Here is a 23,213-nt window from a genome sequence, read left to right as displayed (position 1 = left end):
TCGTCAGGATGATACTCGTACGTGTTGGGTTCTGCTTGTCATTCTGAACGGAGCGCAGCGTAGTGAAGAATCTCTTTCTATAACAGATCCTTCCTATCGTCAGGATGATACTCGTACGTGTTGGGTTCTGCTTGTCATTCTGAATGAAGCGCAGTGTAATGAAGAATCTAACTCTATTCAAGATTCTTCGTTCCTCAGAATGACAGTTGTGTTTTATTCTGCTGTTATAAACCAATCGGTAATCTTTTAAAGGTATAACAACCTGTGTTAAAAAGATGTACTTTAGTATTAATAGGAATTTTGGCACATGGTTTGGTAGTGCTAAAATCAAATAACCAAATAAACAATCATGCTATGAAAAAAGCCTTACTATTTGCAGCGCTTTGCTGCTTTGGAGTTCAATCATCAATCTTTGCTCAGGAAAGTCAGCCTGAAACAACAAATGAAAAGGAGAAACCTGTTTACCTGTATTTCGCATTAGGTGCAAACATTAACAGCGGATTTAAACTAAACGACAAGCTTGCCAATGCCGGCTTTAGAGAAATTGATGAAGCAACTCCCGAATTTGCCCTTGGTTTCCGTATAAACATTCCCGATTCTAAAATGTATACCGATATTGAGATTTCCGGTAGTTTTTATGACAGGAATGACGGTGGTTTCAGGACACAGTCTATTAGTAGTAGCAGTAGGCTAAGGGTGCATTACACAATTTGGGAAAACAAGGATTTTATGTTTGCTGCTGGAGGTGATGTATCATACACCTCTTACTACGTTAACCTGTTTTCAAGAAACAACTATGTAGATCTTGACGATCTTCCTAACACAATGAACAACTCTCATGTGTCGCTTAGAAGTGGTTTGTTTAATGTTGGTCCGTCTGTTGCCTTTGGTTTCCTTAGGGATACTAATTTCCCGTTAAGGATTAATGCAGGGTATGATATTGGGCTTACTAACGGTAAATGGAAGTCGGATTTTGCCTATGTAGATAATACAGTAAAAGAAAACGGTTTGGGTACTTTTTATGTCAGATTAGCACTTTGGGCATGGTAAAAGCCTGATTTAGTGTCAAAATAACAGTTAAAGCCAATCTTACTCAAGATTGGCTTTAATTTTGATATACTATTTATATAAATCAAAAAACGATGTATTTAGAATATTATATTTTAATAGGTATTATTGGTTTGGCAAGTTACGCTGTTAGTGCCAAGCTAAAGAGTAAGTTTGCTTTTTATTCAAAAGTACACTTAAGGAATGGTATGAGTGGTGCTGAAATCGCTCAGAAAATGTTGCAGGATAACGGTATCTATGATGTAAAAGTAGTATCGGTAGCCGGTAGGTTAACCGACCATTATAACCCGGCAGATAAAACCGTAAACCTAAGTGAAGCCGTATATAATCAACGTAATGCTGCTGCGGCAGCTGTTGCAGCACACGAGGTAGGGCATGCCGTTCAGCATGCTACGGCATATAGTATGCTTGGTTTCAGGTCCAAAATGGTGCCTGTGGTAAGTGTATCCTCTAATCTTGCGCCTATGCTTATATTTTTAGGGTTGATTTTAGGTGCAGCCGCTAAAATAGGTATGGGGTATTATATAGCTGTTTTAGGTGTTGCACTTATGGCTGTTGCCACGCTGTTTAGTTTTATAACACTTCCGGTGGAGTATGATGCCAGTAACCGTGCCCTTGCATGGTTAAAAAATAAGAACATGCTTAGCCAGCAGGAATATGCCGGTGCCGAGGATTCATTAAAATGGGCTGCCCGTACTTATGTGGTTGCCGCTCTTGGATCGTTAGCTATGCTGTTATACTGGGCATTGCAGGTTTTTGGAGGTTCCAGGGATTAATCCCTGTCTATATATATCTTGATAAACAGCCGGGTCGTTAAGTCCGGCTGTTTTTTTATGCTTATAAATTTGAAAGTTTTATGTTGAACGGTACAAACCTAATTATTACAACTGTATCTGTCTTTCAATTTGCTGTTCCAGTGATATAAAGGTTTCGGTACGCGATACTCCGTTAATGGGCTGTATTTTTTTGTTAAGCAGCTGCATGAGGTGTTCGTTGTCACGACAAATCATTTTTATAAGTATAGACCAGTTCCCTGTGGTATAATGGCATTCCAGTACTTCGGGTATTTTTTTAAGCTCTTTAACGGCCTCAAAGTTACTGGAAGCTTTTTCAAGATAGATACCCACAAATGCCATAGTGCTATAGCCCAAAACCTTTGTGTTTACTATAAATTTTGATCCGGCTATTACTCCTGCCTGTTCCAGTTTACGCAAGCGCTGGTGAATAGCAGCGCCCGATATCCCTATTTTTGCGGCTATCTGTAATATGGGTTTACGGGCATCTTCCATAAGGTAGCGGAGTATCTCTTTGTCAATGCCGTCTATTTCAATTTGTAGTGAATTTATCTTCATAACCTTTCAGTTTACTGTAAATATACGTTTTTTGGTTACAGATAGTGATTGATCGTTGCGTTTTGATGATAGTGTCTGCTATAAATTATGTTGGTTTAGATGCAAATAAAAAAAAGCCTTTCCCGGGGCGGTGGGAAAGGTTATAAAAATATTGAGTTAGTAAAGGAGGTCTAGCTCACTACATTATTGGCATTGTAGCCCATGTAGGGAACTTGTTTTTCGTGAAAAACGACCCCAAAATCTTCAAGCTCTTTTAATATTGGCTCGTATACTTCTTTATTTATAGGTATTTGTACCCCTGGTGTGGTAATATTACCGTTTAATATTTGTAAGGTTGCCATAGCTACAGGTAAACCTACTGTTTTTGCCATTGCAGTATAGGTTTGATCTTCCCCTATGCATACCATTGTAGAATCAATTTGTTTGCGTTCTCCGTTAAGTTCGTATCCAAACTTGTGGTACATAACAATCATATCCTTATCTTCAGGGCTAAGCGTCCATTTGTCGCTAAGTATTTTTTCCAGTATCTGAGCCGGAGTAGCATCAATAAGTCCTACTTTTTTATTCGGGTTAAAAATGTCAAGCTCTACCAGTTTGTCCCACTGTATATCATCCTGATCCAGTTTTAGGCTGTGTCTTAATTTCAATTCAACCGAATCACTGGGATGGTAAGGTAAAAAAGAATTGACAAACTCCCTGTAGCTCATGTTCTCTGAGTTTTCCATGATGTATGAATCATCGGTCATGCCCAGTTGTACAAACATATTCCATGCTTTAGAGAAGCCTACACGTCTAAGTGTGCCTCTATATAAGGTTAAGGCATCATCCAGTCCGTACACGCTGCGGTATTTAAGAGAGTCTCTGTTGGCGTAGCCTTCAAATCGGCCATAACCTTCTACCTCCATAAATTCTGTACGACGGAAAAGTTTATTGTAAGGGATATACTTGTAGGTTCCTTCCTGAACAAATTTAGCTGTACCGCCCTGTCCTGCAAGTACCACATTTCGGGGATTCCAGGTAAACTTATAGTTCCACAGGTTGTTATCGCTTTCGGGGGCTACAAGCCCGCCACAAAACGATTCAAATAAAATTACTTTACCGCCCTGCTCACGAATTTCGTTTATAACCTTCATGGCACTCATGTGATCTATACCTGGGTCAAGGCCTATCTCATTCATGAAAACAAGATTATTTTCCTTAACCAGTGTATCAAGCTCCTGCATGGCAGGACTAACGTATGATGCGGTTACCAGGTGTTTTTTATGCTTAATACAGTCTTTAGCTACCTCATAATGCAAGTGTGCCGGTAGCATAGATATTACAATATCGGCTTTACTTAATTGTGTATCGCGTTGTTCTGCATTAAAAATATCAAAAGCTATAGCTGTGGCGCGAGGATGGCCTGCGGTTTTCTTTTGGGCAAGTTCAAGGGAAAGATCTGCAATAGTAAGGTGCAGGTTTTCAGTCTCTGATTTGTCTAAAAGGTATTTAATTAATGATGATGCAGAGCGTCCTGCACCAATTATTAATATATTCCTCATTTGAGTTTGGTTATTTAATTATAACACGAAAGTAGTAATTTGTTATATTTATAAAAATTATTTGGCAAAATAAATGCGTTAAACTTTTTAAATTTACGCTCACAATAACACAATCATGGATAGAAAAACAATAGCGATTGCAGCAATACTGGGTGCTACGGGTATTATGCTTGGTGCTTTTGGAGCACACGGATTAAAAAAACTCATAGAGCCGGAACAAATAGCTACTTTTGATACAGGGGTAAAATACCAAATATATCATGCGTTATTCCTGCTTTTTGTAGGAACAACTTCAATGTTAACAGAAAAGGCAAAAAAGACAATTTTAACACTTACAACCATAGGGGTGTTTTTCTTTTCGGGATCTATCTATTTTTTGTCGTGTAACAGTCTTTTTTCGTTCGATTTCAAAACAATAGGTTTTATAACACCTGTTGGAGGATTATTATTAATTTGTGCTTGGGTAGTATTATTTTTACAGATAATGAAGCGAAAACAATAATTTTGTTTTAATTTTTTATTTTGTAAAGTTTAATTTATACTTTTGTCCCCTGAAACAATGCAACTTAATAACAAAACTTATGAGTAATTTTGGCCTTTTTACGAAAACGATTTCGTTAGAGAAAATGGGAATTAAAAATGCTAATGTAAAGTATCAGTTAACTCCGGATGAGTTACATGATATTACGATAGAGAAAGGCCAGGGTGTCGAAAGTTCTACAGGGGCGCTGGCAATTAATACCGGAGAGTTCACCGGAAGATCTCCTCAGGACCGCTTTATAGTTAAAGACAGTATTACTGAAGATAAAGTGTGGTGGGGTAATGTCAATATTCCTTTTGATAGTGATAAATTTGAAAAACTGTATAATAAAGTAACCGAATACCTTTCGGGTAAAGAAGTTTTTGTAAGAGATAGCTATGTATGTGCTGATCCTAATTACAGAATGAACGTAAGGGTGGTTACCGAGTGTGCATGGTCAAACCTTTTCTGTTATAATATGTTCCTTCGTCCTGAAGATTCAGAACTGGAAAACTTTGATGCAGAATGGCATGTGGTGTGTGCGCCGGGCTTTATGGCCGATCCGGCTGTAGACGGAACACGTCAGCACAACTTTGCAATACTTGACTTCACAAGAAAAATTGCTCTTATAGGTGGTACAGGTTATACAGGAGAGATGAAAAAAGGTATTTTCTCTGCGCTTAACTTTATTCTTCCTGTGTTTAAAAATACTTTACCTATGCACTGTAGTGCCAATGTAGGTGAAAAAGGTGATACAGCTATTTTCTTCGGTCTTTCAGGTACTGGTAAAACTACGCTTTCTGCCGATCCTGCACGTAAGCTTATTGGTGACGATGAGCACGGATGGACTAAAGAAAATACAATCTTCAATTTTGAAGGTGGTTGTTATGCTAAGGTTATCAACCTGACAGAAGAAAATGAGCCGGATATTTTCAGGGCTATTAAAAAAGGAGCTCTTTTAGAGAATGTAATCTTTAAAGAAGGTACTAAAGAGGTTGATTTTGAAGATATTTCAATCACGCCTAATACACGTGTAAGCTACCCAATATATCATATAGATAATATTCAGCCGGGATCTATCGGCGAAAATCCTAAAAACATATTTTTCCTTACTGCCGATGCGTTTGGGGTACTGCCTCCGGTTTCTAAGTTAACTCCGGGTCAGGCTGCTTACCACTTCATATCGGGCTATACAGCGAAGGTAGCAGGTACGGAGGCAGGCATCAATGAGCCGGTGCCTAACTTCTCTGCTTGTTTCGGTGCGCCGTTTATGCCGCTACACCCAACAAAATATGCTGAGATGTTAAGTGCTAAAATGAAAGAAGCTGGCGTTAATGTATGGCTTATCAATACCGGATGGACCGGTGGTGCTTACGGTACGGGTCAGCGTATGAAATTAAAATATACCAGAGCCATGATTACTGCAGCTCTTAACGGAGAGCTGGCTAATGTGGACTATAAAACACATAAAGTGTTTGGTTTAGCAATACCGCAAACCTGCCCTAATGTTCCTGCAGAGGTGTTAAACCCAAGGACTACATGGGAAGATAAGGATGCTTATGATGCAAAAGCACACGAGCTAGCCGAGTCGTTCAGGAAAAACTTTGCCAAATTTGAAGAATTTGCTAATGATGAAATCATGGCAGGTGCACCAGTGGCATAATCAGGAAATTTTAGAATAATGAAAAAGAGCCGTTTTTACGGCTCTTTTTTTGTTTGTATAGTTTTGATATAGTAATACGTGTATAAACAAAAAAGCCGCTTTTTAAGCGGCTTTTGTAGTATTGTGTGTGTTTGGTGTAATGTAATATTATTTCCCTTTGTTGGCTTCAATAATATATTTTTCAAGAGCCATTGTCATAGAAGGGGTTCCCGGTGCAGGCGCCATAATATCTATGCGCAGCTCGCGATCCAGGGCTTCTTTCTGGGTTGTACTTCCAAATACAGCAATCCTAGTGTCGTTTTGCTTGAAATCAGGGAAGTTTTTAAATAAAGATTTAATTCCTGTAGGACTGAAAAATACCAGTACATCGTAGTAAACATCTTTAAGGTCAGAAAGGTCACTCATCACAGTTTTATAAAAAGTACCTGCTGTCCAGTTTACCTTAAGGTTGTCCATTGTTTGAGGGACATCGTCGTTAAGCTGATCTGAAGCCGGTAAAAGGAATTTCTCGTCCTTGTACTTTTTAATAAGCGGAGAAAGATCGGCAAAATCTTTCTGGCCCACATAGATTTTTCTTTTTCTGTACACCACATACTTCTGCAGGTAAAAGGCTACGGCCTCGCTCTGGCAAAAGTATTTCATAGTTTCAGGCACTTTATAACGCATTTCTTCCGCTACCCGGAAAAAATTATCAACAGAATTCTTGCTGGTAAGGACTATGGCAGTGAAATTGTTAAGGTCAATTTTTTGAGCCCTAACATCTTTTGCGCTTACACCCTCTACGTGGATAAATGGCCTAAAGTCTACTTTTACTTTTAGTTTGTTCTGGATTTCGAAGTATGGTGAATTTTCTACTTTAGGTTCCGGCTGCGAAACCAAAATTGTTTTCACTTTCATATTTGACATGTTGTTATAACTAACTTTTTGTAAACCAATAATACATGAAATAATAGGGTGCTATTTCAAGAGTGCAAAGATACAAAATAAAATAGAATAATTTACCGAGTATCAAATTTTGATAAGTCTTCAATGAAACTATGTATGAATAAAGGCTTCCCGTAATTATAAGGGTTAAAATTGTATAAACCATAAAAGGGGAGGGGTCACTGTTGTAAAACAGTATAGCATTTAACGGAAGTAACACCATTCCTATATAGGTTCGGTAGTTTACTTTCATAAGGTTAAACTGCTCGTTAAACTCTTCTATGTTAAATGATGTGGCAATTATTTTTTCGGTAAGGTACTTAGAGAGGATAAAAAAGCTTAAAAAAGTAAATATCTGTACAAAGGTAACAAGGCTGTATTTACTGCTGCTGCCAAAATAACTTAATAGGAACTGTATGAAAAAAGTAAATGACACCAGTTGTACAAAAAAGAAAGATATGGTAAAACTACTGGTCATATTACCGCTATCCTTGTATATTTTTATGTATTTATTTGATAGTGCGAGTTTTGAGAATTCGGCAAAGCGTCCCCCAAATACAGAGCGGTTTGCTGCAATGAGCACAAAGCAAAAAACAAACAGGATGGTGGCCCAGTCTTTGCTATCGATTATTCTTTCATGTAAAACGAAGTCGGTCATACACAGCAAAATTAAACATTTTTATGTACAGTTATTTTGCAGAATTATAATTTAATTATGGCATGCACGTTAGAAATACATTATTTTTGCATTCAAAATTCACGCGCACATGAGCGAAGGTATAGTAGTAATACCTACTTATAACGAAATTGAGAACATTGAAACCATTGTAAGGGCTGTTTTTTCTTTAGAGACAAGCTTCGATATACTGGTGGTTGATGATAATTCGCCCGATGGTACTGCTGCTAAGGTAAAAGAGCTTCAGGCTGAGTTTCCTGATAACCTTTTCCTGGAAGTAAGAGCCGGTAAAGAGGGGTTAGGTACTGCCTATGTGCACGGGTTTAAATGGGCTATTGCCAGGAAATACGAATATATTTTTGAAATGGATGCCGATTTTTCACACAACCCTGCCGATTTAGAAAGGCTGCAGATGAGTTGTAAAAACGGAGCCGATATGGCAATAGGGTCAAGGTACAGTACCGGAGTAAATGTTGTGAACTGGCCACTTAGCCGTGTGCTTATGTCATATTATGCTTCGGTTTATGTAAAAATGATAACGGGAATGAAAATTCACGATGCTACTGCCGGTTTTATATGCTACACGCGCAAGGTGCTGGAAACCATAAATCTTGATAAAATTAAGTTTGTGGGGTATGCTTTCCAGATAGAAATGAAATACAGAGCCTGGTCTAACGGGTTTATTATAACAGAAGTGCCTATAATATTTACCGACAGAACTAAAGGACAGTCTAAAATGAGTAATGCCATTATTAAAGAAGCTATCTTTGGTGTTATTTCATTACGAATTAAAAAAATGCTTAACAGATTATAACGGATATAATGAACAGGGTTTTAATTAAGAACGCTAAGATCGTAAACGAAGGGTCTATTTTTGAAGGCGATCTTTTAATTGAGGATAAATACATTAAGGAGATTGCTGATAGTATCAGTGCAAAATCTTCTGATATTAAAATTATTGATGCCGAAGGGAATTACCTTATTCCGGGTGCGATAGATGATCAGGTGCACTTTAGAGAGCCGGGTCTTACCCATAAGGGTAATATTGAAACCGAATCGCGTGCTGCGGTTGCCGGTGGTATCACATCATTTATTGAGCAGCCTAATACCGTACCAAATGCGGTAACACAGGAGCTTTTGGAGCAGAAGTACCAAAGAGCAGCCGAGACATCGTATGCTAACTATTCATTCATGATGGGTGGTACTAACGATAATCTAGAGGAGGTTTTAAAAACCAACCCAAGAAATGTGGCGGGTATAAAACTTTTCCTGGGTTCATCTACCGGTAATATGCTGGTTGATGATGAGCAGGTACTGGAAAAGATTTTCTCAAGTACTTCAATGCTTATTGCTGCACACTGTGAAGATGAGGCTACTATACGTGCTAATTTTGCTAAATATCAGGAGGAGTTTGGTGATGATATTCCAATGAAATACCATCCGCTTATTCGAAGTGCAGAGGCATGTTATATCTCTTCATCAAGAGCAATTGAACTGGCTAAAAAAACAGGAGCAAGGCTGCACGTTTTCCATGTGTCTACAGCTAAGGAAACCGAACTTTTTACCAATAAAATTCCGCTTGAGGAGAAAAAAATTACTGCTGAGGTGTGTATACACCACCTTTGGTTTACCGATGCCGATTATGAGAAAAAAGGTTCGTTTATTAAATGGAACCCTGCTGTAAAAACTGCTGACGACAGAAAAGCACTTTGGGAAGCTTTGCTTGACGACAGGATTGATGTTATTGCTACAGATCATGCCCCTCACACACTGGAAGAGAAAAAAAATCCATACACCAGTGCTCCATCGGGTGGGCCGCTTGTACAGCACGCTGTAGTGGCTATGTTTGAGGCATATCATCAGGGTAAAATATCTATCGAGAAGATAGTGGAGAAAATGGCGCACAACCCGGCTAAACTATTCAGGGTAGAGAAGCGTGGTTTTATCCGTGAGGGTTATTTTGCCGATCTTGCTATTGTAAATGCAGGATTGCCTTGGAACGTGAAAAAAGAAAACATACTATATAAATGCGGTTGGTCTCCGTTTGAGGGTACTAACTTTAAATCAAGAATTACGCATACGTTTGTAAACGGACAACTGGTATATAATAACTTTAAGGTGAAAGATATCCGTTGTGGTGAGCGTTTACTTTTTGATAGGGAATAATCATGAAAAAAATCGCAGTTTTATTGTTGGCAGTATGTCTTTTTGCCTGTAATGATAAATTACAGCAACCGGATAATCTTTTAAGTGAAGATAAGATGGAGGATATACTTTATGATGTGGCTCTGCTACAGTCCATAAGTTCTTTTGCTCCGGCGACATTAAGCGCTAATGATATTAAGATTGATACTTATATTTATGATAAATACCAAACAGATAGCTTAACCTTTGCTCAAAGCAATGAGTATTATGCTGCCGATTTTGACCGTTATGAAGCAATTTTAGAAAAAGTATCTGAAAGGCTTAAGGCTGAAAAGGTTGAAATTGACAGTATAGTTTCTAAAGAGAATAAAAATGTTGTCAAGGATTTTAAAGCAAAGGCTGTTAAGGATAGTGTTGATGTAATTAGGGATGATATAAAAGTGCTTAACGATAGCATTTCAATAGAATAAAAAGCGGGCTAATCGGCCCGCTTTTTTATTGATGATTATTCCTGTATTTTTCTCCTATTTTGGTAAGATAGCTCTTTACATCTCTGAAGTTGTAGTTAAGGGCTTCTCTTATTTTTGAGTTGTCAAAGTTTTGATGTTTGTGTGCCGATTTTGCCATGCTTTTGGTAAAGTGCCTTTTCCTGAAAAGTAGTTTTGAGAAAAACCAGTCCAGTCGATAAGCCATATCAGTCATAAAAGGGGTAGCATATATAAACGTATGTTTTTTATGCATGCCGTCGGCTATGGCGTTAAAAATGTTCTCGTAGGTAATATTTTCGGCTACTACAGTATAACGTTCCCCTGATATGTGAGACTCCATTAGTTGTATCATTATTTCCACAACATCTTCAACCGCTACAGCGCCACAGGTGCCTTTGGTGTAAAAATACTGGCCTTTGTTTACGGCTTTGAATATTTCGCCGCTACCCTGATTCCAAAAACCATATCCAAAAATTAATCCCGGGTTTATAATAGCAACTTCAAGACCTTCCTGCCAGCCTCTCCAAACTTCGGTTTCTGCACCGTGTTTACTAATGGCATAGTCAGCATGGAATTTTTCAGGGTTCCATTCCGTTTCTTCGGTAATTACGGTTTCGTTGTACTTCAGGTCGCCTAATGCAGCTACCGAACTTACATGGCACAGTTTGCGAACACCCAGTGCCAGGCAGCAGTTAACTACATTTGCAGTTCCTTCTATATTTACTTTGCGGAGTAATTTTTCGTCGGCAGGATCAAAAGAAATACTGGCGGCACAGTGGTATACTTTTTCTACCCCGGCCAGGGCAAGTTCCAGTGACGGAGTTTCCAGTATATCGCCTTCCAGCCATTCTATTTTTTCAAACAGGTTTTGTTTGCCGTAATGAGAAAACAGGTGCTTTGTTTTTCTGGTTGTATCGGCGTTGCGGTACAATGCCCTTACGGGCGTTTCGCCTTCGGCTAAACGCAGCAGCAGGTGTGCACCTACCAGTCCTGTTCCTCCTGTAACTAATATCATATAACAAATATAACCATTGATAGGTGTATTTTATATTGGCTTAATTATAAATATTCACTTTTTTTAAACAACGAGGTGTATTTTTATCGCCGTACATTGTATTTTTGTGCTTCACTAAATTTTTGATATGAAGAACTTTGTAGAAGAGCTAAGATGGAGAGGTATGATACATGATATCATGCCCGGAACCGAAGAACAACTGAGTAAAGAGGTTACAACGGCGTATATTGGCTTTGATCCAACTTCAGATTCGCTACACATTGGTAGTTTAGTGCCTATTATTATTTTAGTGCACCTGCACAAATGCGGACACAAGCCTATTGCGCTTGTGGGTGGTGCTACAGGTATGATAGGTGATCCGTCGGGCAAGAGTGACGAAAGAAACCTGCTTGATGAGGAAGCATTAAACAAAAATGTTGAGGGAATTAAAAGAGTGCTTTCCCGTTTTCTTGACTTTGATGCTAAAGAAGAAAACGCTCCGGTATTGGTTAATAACTACGACTGGATGAAGGAATTCTCTTTTATCGGGTTTGTGCGTGATGTGGGTAAACGTATTACCGTTAACTACATGATGGCAAAAGACTCGGTTAAAAAGAGGCTTACAGGTGAGGCAGGATCAGGTATGTCGTTTACCGAATTTACCTATCAGTTAATACAGGGTTACGATTTCTATCACCTTCACAAACATTATAACTGTATGCTTCAGCTTGGCGGTAGCGACCAGTGGGGTAATATTACTACAGGTGCAGAGCTTGTTAGGAGAATGAACGACGAGGGAGCTAAGGCTTATGCTATGACTACTCCGCTTATCACTAAAGCAGACGGTTCTAAATTCGGTAAATCTGAAGGCGGAAACATATGGCTTGATGCCGATAAGACTTCGGTTTATAAATTCTACCAGTTCTGGTTAAATACCAGTGATGCTGATGCAGAAAAGTATATTAAGATATTTACATTCATTGAGCAGGCTGAAATTGAGCAGTTAGTTGAAGAGCATAAACAGGCTCCGCACCTAAGAGCTTTACAGAAGAAACTGGCGCAGGAAGTAACGGTGTTTGTTCATTCGCAGGAAGCGTATGAGGATGCGGTTAAGAAAGCCGAATTTGTTTTCTCTAACTATGACAAAGCTGCGATTGAAGCCGAGAGTGAGGAATTCTTTACCGATATTTTTGGGGAATTCTTTACAACTCCGGTTAAAAAATCTGTACTTACAGAAGGTGAGGATATAGTTGTGGTGTTGAGTGATCTTACCGGTATATTCCCTTCAAGAAAAGAGGCGAGGAAATCATTAGCGGCTAATGCTGTTGCTATAAATAAAGTTAAGGTTGATGAGACTTATGCTTTAAGTGCAGCCGATTTACTTTTTGATAAGTATATACTTGTTTCTTTTGGTAAGAAAAAGAACTTTGTAGTTTCAGTTGAGGACTAGTTTAAAATACATCTATAAAAAAGCCGCTCATTGAGCGGCTTTTTTTGTTTGAAATAGTTTTGTCATTCCGATTGTAGCGCAGCGGAATAGAGGAATCTTAATTATCAGATAAGATTTCTCACTTCATTCTATTGCGTATCGAAATGACAGGAATACTATAAAAAAAACGGCTCATTGAGCCGTTTTTTTTAGTTCATTGGAGTGCCTCTAAGCTTCCTGAAATTCTCGTATGTTTTTTCAACTCTTTCCTTTGGAGTTGTTTTAAACTCCTCATCGGTTACTTTGTACTGTTTTTGTAATTCTTTTAGTCTTTTGTGTAGCTGTTTTTGTATGTCGGTATAATTTGGATCGTCATACAGGTTGTGCTGCTCTTCAGGGTCGGTTTTAAGGTCATACATTTCCCATGCGTCAATGTCGTCATAAAAATGGATAAGCTTGTAGCGTTTTGTCCTTACGCCATAATGTCTTTTTACCATGTGGAAGGCAGGGAAGTCGTAGTAATGATAGTAGAGTGCATCTCTAAAGTCATCGGGGTTTACCTTGTTGTCTAAAATAGGCTTGATGGACTGTCCCTGGAAATCATCGGGTATAGTAGCTCCGGCATAATCTAAAAGTGTCGCTGCAAAGTCGAGGTTTTGTGTCATGGCAGGTATTACCGATTCTTTTTGGATTTTGGGAGGGTATTGTATAAGTAGCGGTTGCTTCATGGAAATGTCGTACATAAAACGTTTGTCAAACCATCCGTTTTCACCCATGTAAAATCCTTGGTCTGATGTGTATACCACTATGGTATTTTCGGTAAGTCCGTTTGCATCCAGATAATCCAGTATTTTACCTACTCCTTCATCTACCGATGCTATAGTAGCTAGGTAATCCTGAACATAGCGTTGATATTTGTATTCTGCCAGTTCTTTACCGTGCAGGTTAGCCCTGTGGAAAGCATCGTTTTTTGCCTGATAGGCATTATCCCATATTTTTCGCTGTTCGGGAGTCATACGGTCAAAATCAGTAGTCCACGGGTTGTGTGCCGGTTCGGGACTGCCTTCTTTTTTGGTAAGTTTCAGATCGTGACCTTCGTACATGTCGTCATAAACCGTCATGAGTTGTTGTTGTGCGGCAAGCTGACCTTCGTGTTTGGAGAAATAAGTATCCGGTAACGGGAAATGAACCGTGTCATACATATTAACGTGACGTAAGGCAGGCATCCAGTTGCGGTGTGGTGCCTTGTGGTGAACCATGATAAAAAATGGTTTGTCTCCGTTTTTGTTCTGGTTTATCCAGTCGATACTTTTATCGGTAATCAAATCGGTTGCATAGCCTTCGGTAACGGTGGTGTCCTGTTGTTTTATAAACTGCGGATTGTAATAATTACCCTGATCGTTTAATATGTCCCAGTAATCAAATCCTGTAGGAGTGCCCGATAAGTGCCACTTGCCTATTATGGCTGTTTTATAGCCTGCCTGTTGCAGGTATTTAGGTAAAGTAGGCTGATTGTTATCAAATTTGTCTCCGTTCATTCTGAAACCGTTTAAATGACTGAATTTTCCGGTCAGGATAGTAGCACGGCTGGGGCCGCAAAGGGAGTTAGTGCAGAAGTTGTTGGTAAACAATGCGCCGTTTTGAGCCAGGCGGTCAATGTTTGGTGTTTTTGCAAGCTGACTTATAGGGTGACCGTATGCGCTTATGGCCTGTAAGGCATGGTCGTCGGTCATTATGAAAATAATGTTTGGTTTTTGCGGCTCGGTTTGGGCTGTTTGTGCTTCTTTCTTTTTGCCGCAAGAGGTTAGCGCCAGCATTGCCAGCATGGTGTAAAGTACTCTTTTAAACATATAGATAATAGATTTGCGTAGCGGTAAAGATACGATTATCTGTGCAACACTATGTTAAAGTACCATAAGGTTACAGCCTCTTATGTCTGAATTGTCAAAACGCCCCAGTACTTCAAACGACTGGTTAGGGTATTTTTTACCTAAATCCTGCGTGGCGATAAAGGAGCAGGAGTTAATGTTAGCAAGGTCTATCACGTTTATACCTCCGGTTTTTCCGGTATCCACATAAGTAAGAGCATCTTCAGTATCGCGTATAAGGATATCCATCCAGGGCGGACATTCAAAAATACCGTCACCTAAAGAATAGGCTTGTGAAAGCAGTTCGGTCATTCCGTATTCCGAATGGATTTTGCCAACTCCAAAGCCATTACTAAGTATTTCGTGAAGTTCTTCGCGTATCATTTCACGGCGTTTACCTTTCATGCCTCCCGTTTCCATAATAATAGTATTCTTAAGGTTAAACGGTTGCATTTCGGTAAGATCCAGCAGTGCATAGGTTACACCTATAAGTAATACGTTTTGTCCGTTGCTTTCCAGTTCGGTAAGTTTTTTTATAAGCTCGTTGTAGTTGTGTAAATAAAAACCACTGTCGGGATTATTGGAGCGTTCTATAAGGTCTTCAACCATGTAAATAAGCGACGATCCTTCACGTTCCAGGTACGATGGTAGCAGTGCCAGTACGGCATAATCTTCAATGTTGCCGTAAAACTGTGAGAAGGCCAACCTGAAACTGTCTTCATAATAGGTTAAATCGGTAACAAGATGCCTGCTGGTAGTCATTCCGGTAGTTCCGCTACTGGTAAAGGTTATCTGTACATCATCTGTACTGCTAAGAACTTCGTGGGTTTTAAAAAACTGTATAGGTAGGAAAGGAATGTCTTTAATAGCTTTTACGTTTTGCTTGTCTTTTCCCAGTAGTTCACAAAAGTTACGGTATACGGCATTGTTGTCAAACTGATGCCTGAATACTTTAAGGGTTGTTTTTTCAAACTCCTTTTTTGATGCTATTGTAAATATATCGTTTGGGGTAAGCAATGGGTAAAAGTTTTGTCAAAAGTACAAATAAAAAAGCACCGCTGTTGCAGTGCTTTAAATGTTATTAATTTAAATATCGTTATTTAACTATCAGCTTTCTGGTTGCAGTTGCTTCACCTTCTTTAATCTTAATGATATACACGCCTGCAGTAAGGTTAGATATATTAAGCTCTTTACCTGTAATGGTTGTGTGAAGAATTTTCTTGCCCAGTACGTCAAAAATTTCTACCTCTTTGCTTTGAGATGACTTAGAGGTAATATAAACCCTGTCTGAACTTACCGGGTTAGGGTAGATGTTCAAACCTTCTATGCTCTCCTGCTGTACTTGCTGTGCAGTTAGATTCCCTTTATTCTCCTGAGCTACTGCGGCAAAGGAAAAAAGGAAAAAGAACAATAAAGTAATATAAAAGTAGTTTTTCTTCATTTATGACTTTTGATTATGTAAAGATATAAAATTAATTTCAAATATCATACCAAAAAAATACCCCTCTTTTTGGAGGGGTATTCTTAATAATATTTTATTGTAGTTCGGATTAGAAAGCGTAGCCAGTCCAAGCGAATACAGAAGAGTTAGCACCTGTTTGAGTACCGTTTTCTGTAATTGTAGCGCTGTCAGTTGGAGTGTTTTTAATAGCGGCTTCACCAAGACCGTTAGCAGCATCTCTGGTTACTGTAAAGGCAGTACCATCTTCAGCAGGACCTTTTGAGTCAGTTAAGTCGATAAAGTCACCAGCAGTTACACCAGTACCAAATTTAGCATATCCGTTAAGGATAGTAGCTTTAGCACCTCTTCTGATTTTAAATACATCCTGCATTGTAGCTTCAGCACCAGGAGCATTGTTAATGATTGTAATACCGTTGATTACGAAATCAGACTGGTTAATGTCTGTTGGAGAGTTACCATCAAGGTTACCATCTGCCTCAACACCTCTTGGGTCAACAGTTACAGCAGTGTAACCAGCTTCACGGATACCGTAAGCGTTAGTGATAGTACCTTTATAACCCTGAGTAAAGTCAAACATATCGTCAGTACAGTTAACAACAAGGATGTTGTTTACATTTACAGTACCACCAAAGAACTCGATAGCATCATCATCACCGTAAGTAAGGAAGATGTTGCTGATTTGAGTACCGTTACCAACACCGTTAAGTGTTAAACCGTTGTGCTCAGACTCATCATCAATTCTGGCACCAGTGTACTCAATGATTACATAGTCAAGGATACCTGAGTTGTCAGCAACGTTGTCTCCACCAAATAGGAATGCGTTATTAATTTCTGTAGCAGCCTCACTGTTTGTTCCGTCCTGACGGCTTAGAGGAGCTCTACCATTGATAATAACACCACCCCAGTCACCAGCTACAGGAGCTGAAGCATCTGAAGTAAATTTGATTGGATTTTGAGCATCACCATCAGCGATAATTTTACCACCTCTTTCTACAAGAAGATATACGTTAGTACCTCCGGCAACGGCTTTAATTGTAGTTCCTGCAGGAATTGTTAAAGTAGCGCCGTCTTTTACGATAAAAGCACCTGTTAGCTTATATTCTAGAGAAGCATCAAGAGTTAAATCTTCAGTAAGGTTACCTGTAAGGTTTGTGTCAACCGGTGTAGGAGTAGGAGTTGCTGAATCGTCATCACTTGAGCAGCTTGCTAAAACTAATGCTGCAACAGCAAGCATTGATAAAAATTTTGATTTCATTTGTCTATTATTAATTGTGTTTACTCGTTTAATTGTGCTTAGTTTTTATTTCTGATGCAAAAGAACTAAGGGTAGTTAACATAAATATTTGCTTAACATTAAGTTACTGTTAAAACTTATAGGTCAATCCTAAGCTAAAGTCAAGACCAAGCTTGTAGCTTGATAGGGTTGTCTCAGGATTTTCGTCTCCGTTAGATTCCCTTGTTAATCTAAAGTCAGGATTTAAAAGGTTTTTTGCTTTAAGACTTATACCGAAATGCTTGCCTAATGATGTTTGTGTAACAAAGTCAAGAGTAGGAATGCCCTTTTCAATAATGTTTTCAAAACCTCTTGTACCTATTGAGTAAATCCTGTCACTAAAGTAGTTTACTACTACAGATGAAGTTAAGCTGTAGTTTTCATTTTTTACATTATAAGTAAGATCGGCATTAATCAATAGAGGAGAAGCTCCCTGAAGTTGGTCGTAACCTTTACCGCCTGAAAGGATGCTGTTTGTAAACTGTGGAAGTTCTTCGTCAAGATCCTGTTTTGTATAAAGGTATGAAATGTTTGCGCCAGCAGATAAAACAGTTTCTTTGCCTGTTTCTTCAGATGTTACTTTGTAAATGTTCTTTTTAGCTTCCAGCTCGATACCCATTGCATCGGCAGAACCACCTACGTTAAGATAGGTTAGTGTGTTACCACCTGAAGGTATCTCTGATCTTGCTATAGGGTTCTTAATATGTTTATAGAAACCTGTTATAGCTATTATCTCATCGTTATCAGGGTAAAATTCCCATTTAATATCTGCATTATAGTTTTCTGAAGGAACAAGGTTTGGATTACCCTGACTAGACCAACTTACATCCTGGTATTTAAACGGAGCTACTTCTTTAAACTGTGGCAAGGTGTATGACATGCTACCTGCTAAACGTAAAATATTTTTTTCGTTTAGACTGTACTTAAGGTTTAAGTTTGGTAAGAAATAGTTTTTGTCTATCTGTGCAATACCGTTGGTGTTGCTATTTGAAATATTTGTGGCATACTCCACTTCCTGAAGTACTTTTTCAAAGCGCCCTCCTACTACTAATACTAGGTTTTCGTTAAGGTTATGGGTAAAGGTTGTTAGGGCAGCATTAATTGTTCTGGTGCCGTTGTAGGTAAAAGGATCAAATACTGTTGGGCTGTTCATTGTACCATTGCCTGTTTGTAACTCAAACACACCGTTGTCAATGTTTTCCTGATTGTATAAACCATCTGCATTGTTTATATCTACAGGGACACGGGTTGGAAAACGATGGTTAAACATTATAGCGGAGAAATCTCTAGTTGTATATCTGAAATTATAGCCTAAATCAAGTTTGCTTTTCGATTCATTCTCAAATTTATAGGTAGCAACCGCTTTTCCTGCAAAATCATCTTCGTTAAGATTTGCAAAATAACGTTCGTTATCGCCGGCACTGTTTATAGAAGGGCTGTAGGTACCATTTCTATATAAGTATTTGTTACTTCTTCTATCCGGTTCACTTGTCCTTATCATGTTGTAAGCTGCGCCTAAGTTAATGTCTATTTTCTCATTTAACTTAAATTCAGATAATAACTGGTTAACCCATAGGTTGTTGTTGTTCATCTGTTGTCTTCGAAGGTATTCAATATCTCCTTCTTCTTCATAGGCATTAGGTCCTAAATAATCACCTACAGACTGCGTGTTTGAATGTATGTAAAGGGAGTTGTATGAAATAGAGTTAGAGTTTTCCATTTTATACTTAAAGTTACCCATTAATGTTTGAGAAACATTGTAAGTGTATTTTTTATAATCCTGATCCTGGAAAATCAGGCCTGTGCTAGTTGTTTGTCTTATTTTACCTTCTCTGTATTTATAATCGTTGTTAAATGCACCAACTAAATACATAGTAAAGCTATCATTGTTTTCAAAGTCATACCTTTTACCAAAAGAAGCATTAAGTCCGGTATTAATTAGGTTAGACTGTTGATTTGTATTTATGTTGTTTTTAAAGCTGTAAACACTAAGATTATTTACACCCGGGTTTTTATCTACTGTACCAAGCCAGTTACCGCCGTCAAGTGTAAGAAAGTCTTCGCCTATAGTTTGAGAGTTGAATCCTGAAGATATACCAACTTCAAGTTCTTGGTTGCCTGAAAGCTCTTTAGAAACGATATCGATGTTAGCGCCACCTACATCACCATAAATATCTGATCCGAAGGTTTTGTTTACTCCAATGTTCTTGATGATGTTTGATGTAAAGAAGTCCAGAGAGATGTTTTTGTATTCAGGATCTTCAGAAGGAAGAGGCATGCCGTTCATTGTTGTAGAGTTATAACGGTCACCAAGACCTCTTACAAATACATTTTTAGCGCCCTGTTGTTTTGTAACACCTGTCATTTTTGTTACAGCACCTTCGGCATCGCTAACACCTTTTCTTGACATTTCCTGTGCACCAATAGTCTGTTTGATTACAACAGCTTTTTTCTGCTCAGCAAGAAGTGCCGATTCTTTTTCACGGTTAATAGTAGTTTCCATAACAAGGCCTTCAAGTACTACGCTTGTAGAACCTAATGCTTCATTTATAGTTTTTGTTTCACCTGCTTTAACAGTGAAAGGAACTTCTTTAGCTTCATAACCTAGAAAGTCGATAATTAAAGTGTGGCTTCCTGCCGGTACAGAAAGTTTATACTTTCCGTTTTCGTCTGTGTTTGTTCCAATTTGTGTTCCTTTTATAAGTATTGTTGCAAAAGGAAGGGGTTCATTGTTAAGGTCTTTGTCGGCAATAGTACCGGTTACTGTACCTTTGTTTTGAGCGAAGCTCATAGCGAAGGTAAATAGTGTGATAATTAAAAATTTAAGTTTCATTTCGTGTCGTTTAATTTCGCTGCAAAGAAACTTCAGGTGTCCGAACCTATTGTTACAAAAACGTTACGTTTGGATTTACGTTTTATTATTAAATTGTTAACAGATTAAATAATTGTTAACCTCTTTGTTCATTTTGTATTATCTTTACCTTTACAGCCGCAAAACATAATATGTAACACCGTTATGAAGAAAAAAGACATTAAGATCTTATTGGTTGACGATGAGCAGGATATACTGGAAATTGTGGGCTACAACCTGTCTCAGGAAGGTTACCAGATCATCACTGCAAACAATGGTAAGGATGCCATAGTTAAAGCGAAAAAAGAACTTCCGCACCTTATTATTATGGATGTAATGATGCCTGAAATGGATGGTATGGAAGCTGTTGAGACCATTAGAAAAGTGCCTGAACTTAACAATGTGATTATTACATTCCTTACTGCAAGGAGTGAAGATTATTCGCAGGTGGCCGGATTTGATGCCGGAGCGGATGACTATATTGCAAAACCTATTAAACCGAAATTACTTGTTAGCAAAGTGAAAGCTTTACTAAGAAGACTTAAGGAAGACGAAAGCAAAGGTGATGTGCTTAAAGTGGGTAATATTGAAATTAACCGCGAAGAGTATAAAATCATCATGGAAGACTCTGAAGAGATTGTGCTTCCAAGAAAAGAGTTTGAACTTTTCTATCTGTTAGCTTCAAAACCGGGTAAAGTATTTAAGAGAGAAGAAATTCTTGATAAAGTATGGGGTAACGAAGTAGTGGTAGGAGGTAGAACTATTGATGTTCACATTAGAAAGCTGCGTGAAAAAATAGGTGACGAACTATTTAAAACAATCAAAGGAGTAGGCTATAAGCTGGAGATTTAGTGGCTATAAATTTTAAGAAAACATACAAGTTTGCTGTTAAGTCAGCATTATACATATCTTTATTCTCTGCTGCTATACTGGCAGGAATGAAATTTTATTATACCGAAATAAGCTGGGAGTTTATTTCGGTCTTCACTACGGCACTTTTTACTTTTTCATTTTTTGTACTGCAATACAGGGCAGAGCGTTTTATTTACCGAAGGGTAAAAAAAATATACGACGATGTTTCCCTTTTGGAGTCCAGCTCATTTAGGAATAAGCCTATCACTACAGATATGGCTACCCTTACCCGTGAGGTGGAAAAATTTGCACGCGACAAGAAAATTGAAATTGAAACCCTAAAGGTGCGTGAGGAATACCGTCGTGAATTTATTGGTAACGTTTCTCACGAACTAAAAACACCGCTTTTTACCGTTCAGGGATATTTGCTTACACTGCTTGATGGTGCTATGAGCGATAAAACCCTGCGTAAAAAATACCTGCAACGTGCCGAGAAAGGTGTGGAAAGACTTATTTATATTGTTCAGGATCTTGACATGATTACCAAGCTTGAGGTGGGTGATCTTAACCTTAATTATACCAAGTTTAATATTGTAGAGGTAATACAAAATGTGTTTGACTTACTGGAGATGAAAGCTGATAAAAAAGGTATTATACTAATGTTTGATATGAAGTATATCAAACCGGTAATGGTATATGCCGACAGGGAGAAAATTCAGCAGGTGGTAACTAACCTTGTGGTGAACTCTATTAAGTATGGTAGGGAGAACGGTACTACAGAGGTTAGTATTGAAGATCTTGTAAACAATAAGATTATTGTGCGTATAAAAGATAACGGAGAGGGTATAGAAAAGAAAAATATATCCAGGCTGTTTGAGCGCTTTTACCGCGTGGATAAGAGTGGTGCCCGTACCGAAGGAGGTTCGGGGTTAGGGCTTTCCATAGTAAAGCACATCATAGAAGGTCATGATGAGAAAATATATGTAGAGAGTAAATACGGAGAAGGTTCAGAATTTTCATTCACCCTCGAAAAGACTAAATAAGTCTTTCCAGGTTACCTCCTCAGTATCCATATTCTTTAATCCTTTATACTCTTCTACCTGTTCCAAATCTTTTATGGTGAACTCATCCTGAGAGGAATAAGGTACCAGTCCTGATTTTTTAAGTTTTTGTGCCAGGTATTCCTGCTCATACTGTCCCGGTGTTGGGATAAAAAATGCTTTTTTACCCAGCTTGGCTAAATCCATTATAGTGGTGTAGCCCGAACGGCATAGTATAAGTTCACTTTCGTTAAAGGCCTGTTCAAGCTCTTCACGCCCCATAAAGTTGTAGTAAGTAATGTTGTTTTCTGTAACAGATGTCTGTTCTCCGTCAATCACTCCGCGCACAAAAAGTGTTTCACCCTGATAGTTTTTCAGTTCTTCTTTCAGTCGTTCCTCAAGCATGGTGCGTTGTGGTTCAGGACCCGAAAGTATAACCATAAGGTCATGCTTTTTAGGCATACATTTTTTATTCAGCCTGCTTAGCGGACCTATGTATTTTACTTTAAGCGAACAGTTTTCGGGATGTCCCAGTTTACCGGTAAGATTAGGTGAAGTGGCTACATCGGGTACCCAGCACTGTTTGTGCTTATTGATGAATATGCGGTGTATTTGTGTGGTAAACCAGGTAGTATTGCCGGTAAGTACATTAAGTTGGTGTGTCATAAAAGCCGATGGTACCTTGCGGGAATATACGCCCATACGGTTGTCTGATATAATGCCGCTTATACCATATTCCTTAATCCATTTTTTTACGGTTTTGTTTTCATTTCTAACCGCTTTGATCATGTTAGGAATCTGGAAAAACATTTTCAGCTTAAACAGGCTTCCGTTTTTGGCATATTCTATTTTGTATGACGGGAGTTCCAGTATTTTTTTATCGGGGAACTCTTTTTTAAGTAATTCAAGGGCTACGCCGTCAGACGCGATAACAGGTTCAAAACCATGGTATTCTAAAGCCTCAATAACAGGTATGCATCGGGTGGCATGGCCTAACCCCCAGTTTAAAGGGGTTACCAGTATTTTTTTGTTTTGCAAAACTTTAAGTTTTTAATAACTATTTAATA

General features: G+C 38.5%; 22 protein-coding genes. 11 read left to right on the top strand and 11 right to left on the bottom strand.

Translation table 11 applies throughout. From position 1 onward, the window contains the following. The 3 genes from GN157_RS17900 to GN157_RS03735 all read left to right on the top strand — a co-directional run. Window positions 1–250: hypothetical protein (locus tag GN157_RS17900; protein ID WP_231749041.1), on the top strand; the 250-nt coding region annotated here is incomplete at its 5' end. Window positions 251–354: 104 nt separating this feature from the next. After that, window positions 355–1,050 (top strand): hypothetical protein, encoded by a 696-nt coding sequence (locus GN157_RS03740; protein ID WP_157481774.1) that lies wholly within the window; start codon window positions 355–357, stop codon window positions 1,048–1,050. 92 nt (window positions 1,051–1,142) lie between these two features. Continuing rightward, window positions 1,143–1,844 (top strand): zinc metallopeptidase, encoded by a 702-nt coding sequence (locus GN157_RS03735; protein ID WP_157481773.1) that lies wholly within the window; start codon window positions 1,143–1,145, stop codon window positions 1,842–1,844. Between the two features lie 105 nt (window positions 1,845–1,949). Here GN157_RS03735 and GN157_RS03730 read toward each other — a convergent pair whose 3' ends face one another. Then, window positions 1,950–2,420 (bottom strand): Lrp/AsnC family transcriptional regulator, encoded by a 471-nt coding sequence (locus GN157_RS03730; RefSeq protein ID WP_035134479.1) that lies wholly within the window; start codon window positions 2,418–2,420, stop codon window positions 1,950–1,952. Window positions 2,421–2,590: 170 nt separating this feature from the next. Further along, a complete protein-coding gene (locus GN157_RS03725; RefSeq protein WP_157481772.1) occupies window positions 2,591–3,961 on the bottom strand; it encodes a saccharopine dehydrogenase family protein in 1,371 nt (456 codons plus the stop codon). Between the two features lie 115 nt (window positions 3,962–4,076). Here GN157_RS03725 and GN157_RS03720 point away from each other — a divergent pair, with 115 nt between their 5' ends. Together GN157_RS03720 and pckA are read left to right on the top strand one after the other, a co-directional pair. Further along, window positions 4,077–4,463 carry a DUF423 domain-containing protein gene (locus tag GN157_RS03720; protein ID WP_157481771.1) on the top strand — a complete coding sequence of 129 codons (387 nt, stop codon included), beginning with the start codon at window positions 4,077–4,079 and terminating at the stop codon, window positions 4,461–4,463. Between the two features lie 79 nt (window positions 4,464–4,542). Then, window positions 4,543–6,144 (top strand): phosphoenolpyruvate carboxykinase (ATP), encoded by a 1,602-nt coding sequence (gene pckA / locus GN157_RS03715; RefSeq protein WP_157481770.1) that lies wholly within the window; start codon window positions 4,543–4,545, stop codon window positions 6,142–6,144. A 147-nt stretch (window positions 6,145–6,291) separates the two neighbouring features. Here pckA and GN157_RS03710 read toward each other — a convergent pair whose 3' ends face one another. Continuing rightward, window positions 6,292–7,041: a uroporphyrinogen-III synthase gene (locus tag GN157_RS03710; RefSeq protein WP_157481769.1), complete on the bottom strand. Its 750-nt coding sequence runs from the start codon at window positions 7,039–7,041 to the stop codon at window positions 6,292–6,294. A gap of 19 nt (window positions 7,042–7,060) precedes the next feature. After that, window positions 7,061–7,726: a DUF4271 domain-containing protein gene (locus tag GN157_RS03705; protein ID WP_157481768.1), complete on the bottom strand. Its 666-nt coding sequence runs from the start codon at window positions 7,724–7,726 to the stop codon at window positions 7,061–7,063. A gap of 109 nt (window positions 7,727–7,835) precedes the next feature. Here GN157_RS03705 and GN157_RS03700 point away from each other — a divergent pair, with 109 nt between their 5' ends. The 3 genes from GN157_RS03700 to GN157_RS03690 are packed head-to-tail and all read left to right on the top strand — an operon-like array spanning window position 7,836 to window position 10,359. After that, a complete protein-coding gene (locus GN157_RS03700; RefSeq protein ID WP_157481767.1) occupies window positions 7,836–8,558 on the top strand; it encodes a polyprenol monophosphomannose synthase in 723 nt (240 codons plus the stop codon). Between the two features lie 8 nt (window positions 8,559–8,566). Continuing rightward, complete coding sequence (locus GN157_RS03695) at window positions 8,567–9,910, top strand: dihydroorotase (RefSeq protein ID WP_157481766.1); 1,344 nt, start codon at window positions 8,567–8,569, stop codon at window positions 9,908–9,910. 2 nt (window positions 9,911–9,912) lie between these two features. After that, entirely contained in the window at window positions 9,913–10,359 is a 447-nt protein-coding gene (locus GN157_RS03690; protein ID WP_157481765.1) for a DUF4296 domain-containing protein, read from the top strand. Window positions 10,360–10,384: 25 nt separating this feature from the next. Here GN157_RS03690 and GN157_RS03685 read toward each other — a convergent pair whose 3' ends face one another. Beyond that, a complete protein-coding gene (locus GN157_RS03685) occupies window positions 10,385–11,392 on the bottom strand; it encodes an NAD-dependent epimerase/dehydratase family protein (protein WP_157481764.1) in 1,008 nt (335 codons plus the stop codon). Between the two features lie 127 nt (window positions 11,393–11,519). On the opposite strand from GN157_RS03685, the gene tyrS reads away from it, so the two are divergent. Beyond that, window positions 11,520–12,821 carry a tyrosine--tRNA ligase gene (gene tyrS, locus GN157_RS03680; RefSeq protein ID WP_157481763.1) on the top strand — a complete coding sequence of 434 codons (1,302 nt, stop codon included), beginning with the start codon at window positions 11,520–11,522 and terminating at the stop codon, window positions 12,819–12,821. 188 nt (window positions 12,822–13,009) lie between these two features. Here the strand turns inward: tyrS and GN157_RS03675 are convergent, their stop codons facing one another. From GN157_RS03675 to GN157_RS03655, 5 genes are all read right to left on the bottom strand, one after another. Beyond that, window positions 13,010–14,650, bottom strand: a complete 1,641-nt coding sequence (locus GN157_RS03675; protein ID WP_157481762.1) for a sulfatase family protein — start codon at window positions 14,648–14,650, stop codon at window positions 13,010–13,012. A 54-nt stretch (window positions 14,651–14,704) separates the two neighbouring features. After that, a complete protein-coding gene (locus GN157_RS03670; RefSeq protein ID WP_157481761.1) occupies window positions 14,705–15,685 on the bottom strand; it encodes a LuxE/PaaK family acyltransferase in 981 nt (326 codons plus the stop codon). A gap of 79 nt (window positions 15,686–15,764) precedes the next feature. Next, the gene (locus tag GN157_RS03665) at window positions 15,765–16,109 is read right to left on the bottom strand and encodes a T9SS type A sorting domain-containing protein (protein ID WP_157481760.1); all 345 of its coding nucleotides are present in this window, start codon (window positions 16,107–16,109) and stop codon (window positions 15,765–15,767) included. Between the two features lie 109 nt (window positions 16,110–16,218). Then, the gene (locus GN157_RS03660; protein ID WP_157481759.1) at window positions 16,219–17,385 is read right to left on the bottom strand and encodes a hypothetical protein; all 1,167 of its coding nucleotides are present in this window, start codon (window positions 17,383–17,385) and stop codon (window positions 16,219–16,221) included. 109 nt (window positions 17,386–17,494) lie between these two features. After that, window positions 17,495–20,236: a TonB-dependent receptor gene (locus tag GN157_RS03655; RefSeq protein ID WP_157481758.1), complete on the bottom strand. Its 2,742-nt coding sequence runs from the start codon at window positions 20,234–20,236 to the stop codon at window positions 17,495–17,497. A gap of 183 nt (window positions 20,237–20,419) precedes the next feature. Between GN157_RS03655 and GN157_RS03650 the strand changes: the two genes are divergently transcribed. Together GN157_RS03650 and GN157_RS03645 are read left to right on the top strand one after the other, a co-directional pair. Continuing rightward, window positions 20,420–21,106 (top strand): response regulator transcription factor, encoded by a 687-nt coding sequence (locus GN157_RS03650; protein ID WP_035134450.1) that lies wholly within the window; start codon window positions 20,420–20,422, stop codon window positions 21,104–21,106. Then, window positions 21,106–22,149, top strand: coding sequence for a sensor histidine kinase (locus GN157_RS03645; RefSeq protein WP_317163503.1), 1,044 nt, complete (start codon window positions 21,106–21,108; stop codon window positions 22,147–22,149). The genes GN157_RS03650 and GN157_RS03645 overlap by 1 nt, the downstream gene beginning before the upstream one ends. Here the strand turns inward: GN157_RS03645 and GN157_RS03640 are convergent. Beyond that, window positions 22,123–23,184 (bottom strand): glycosyltransferase, encoded by a 1,062-nt coding sequence (locus tag GN157_RS03640; protein WP_157481757.1) that lies wholly within the window; start codon window positions 23,182–23,184, stop codon window positions 22,123–22,125. The two genes, GN157_RS03645 and GN157_RS03640, sit on opposite strands and share 27 nt — an antisense overlap. Between the last annotated feature and the right edge of the window lie 29 nt (window positions 23,185–23,213).

The sequence above is a fragment of the Flavobacterium rakeshii genome (assembly GCF_009741375.1).
Classification (GTDB): Bacteria; Bacteroidota; Bacteroidia; order Flavobacteriales; family Flavobacteriaceae; genus Flavobacterium; species Flavobacterium rakeshii.
Note: the sequence above shows the minus strand (reverse complement) of the source record. Positions and strands in the feature narration are given on the sequence as shown.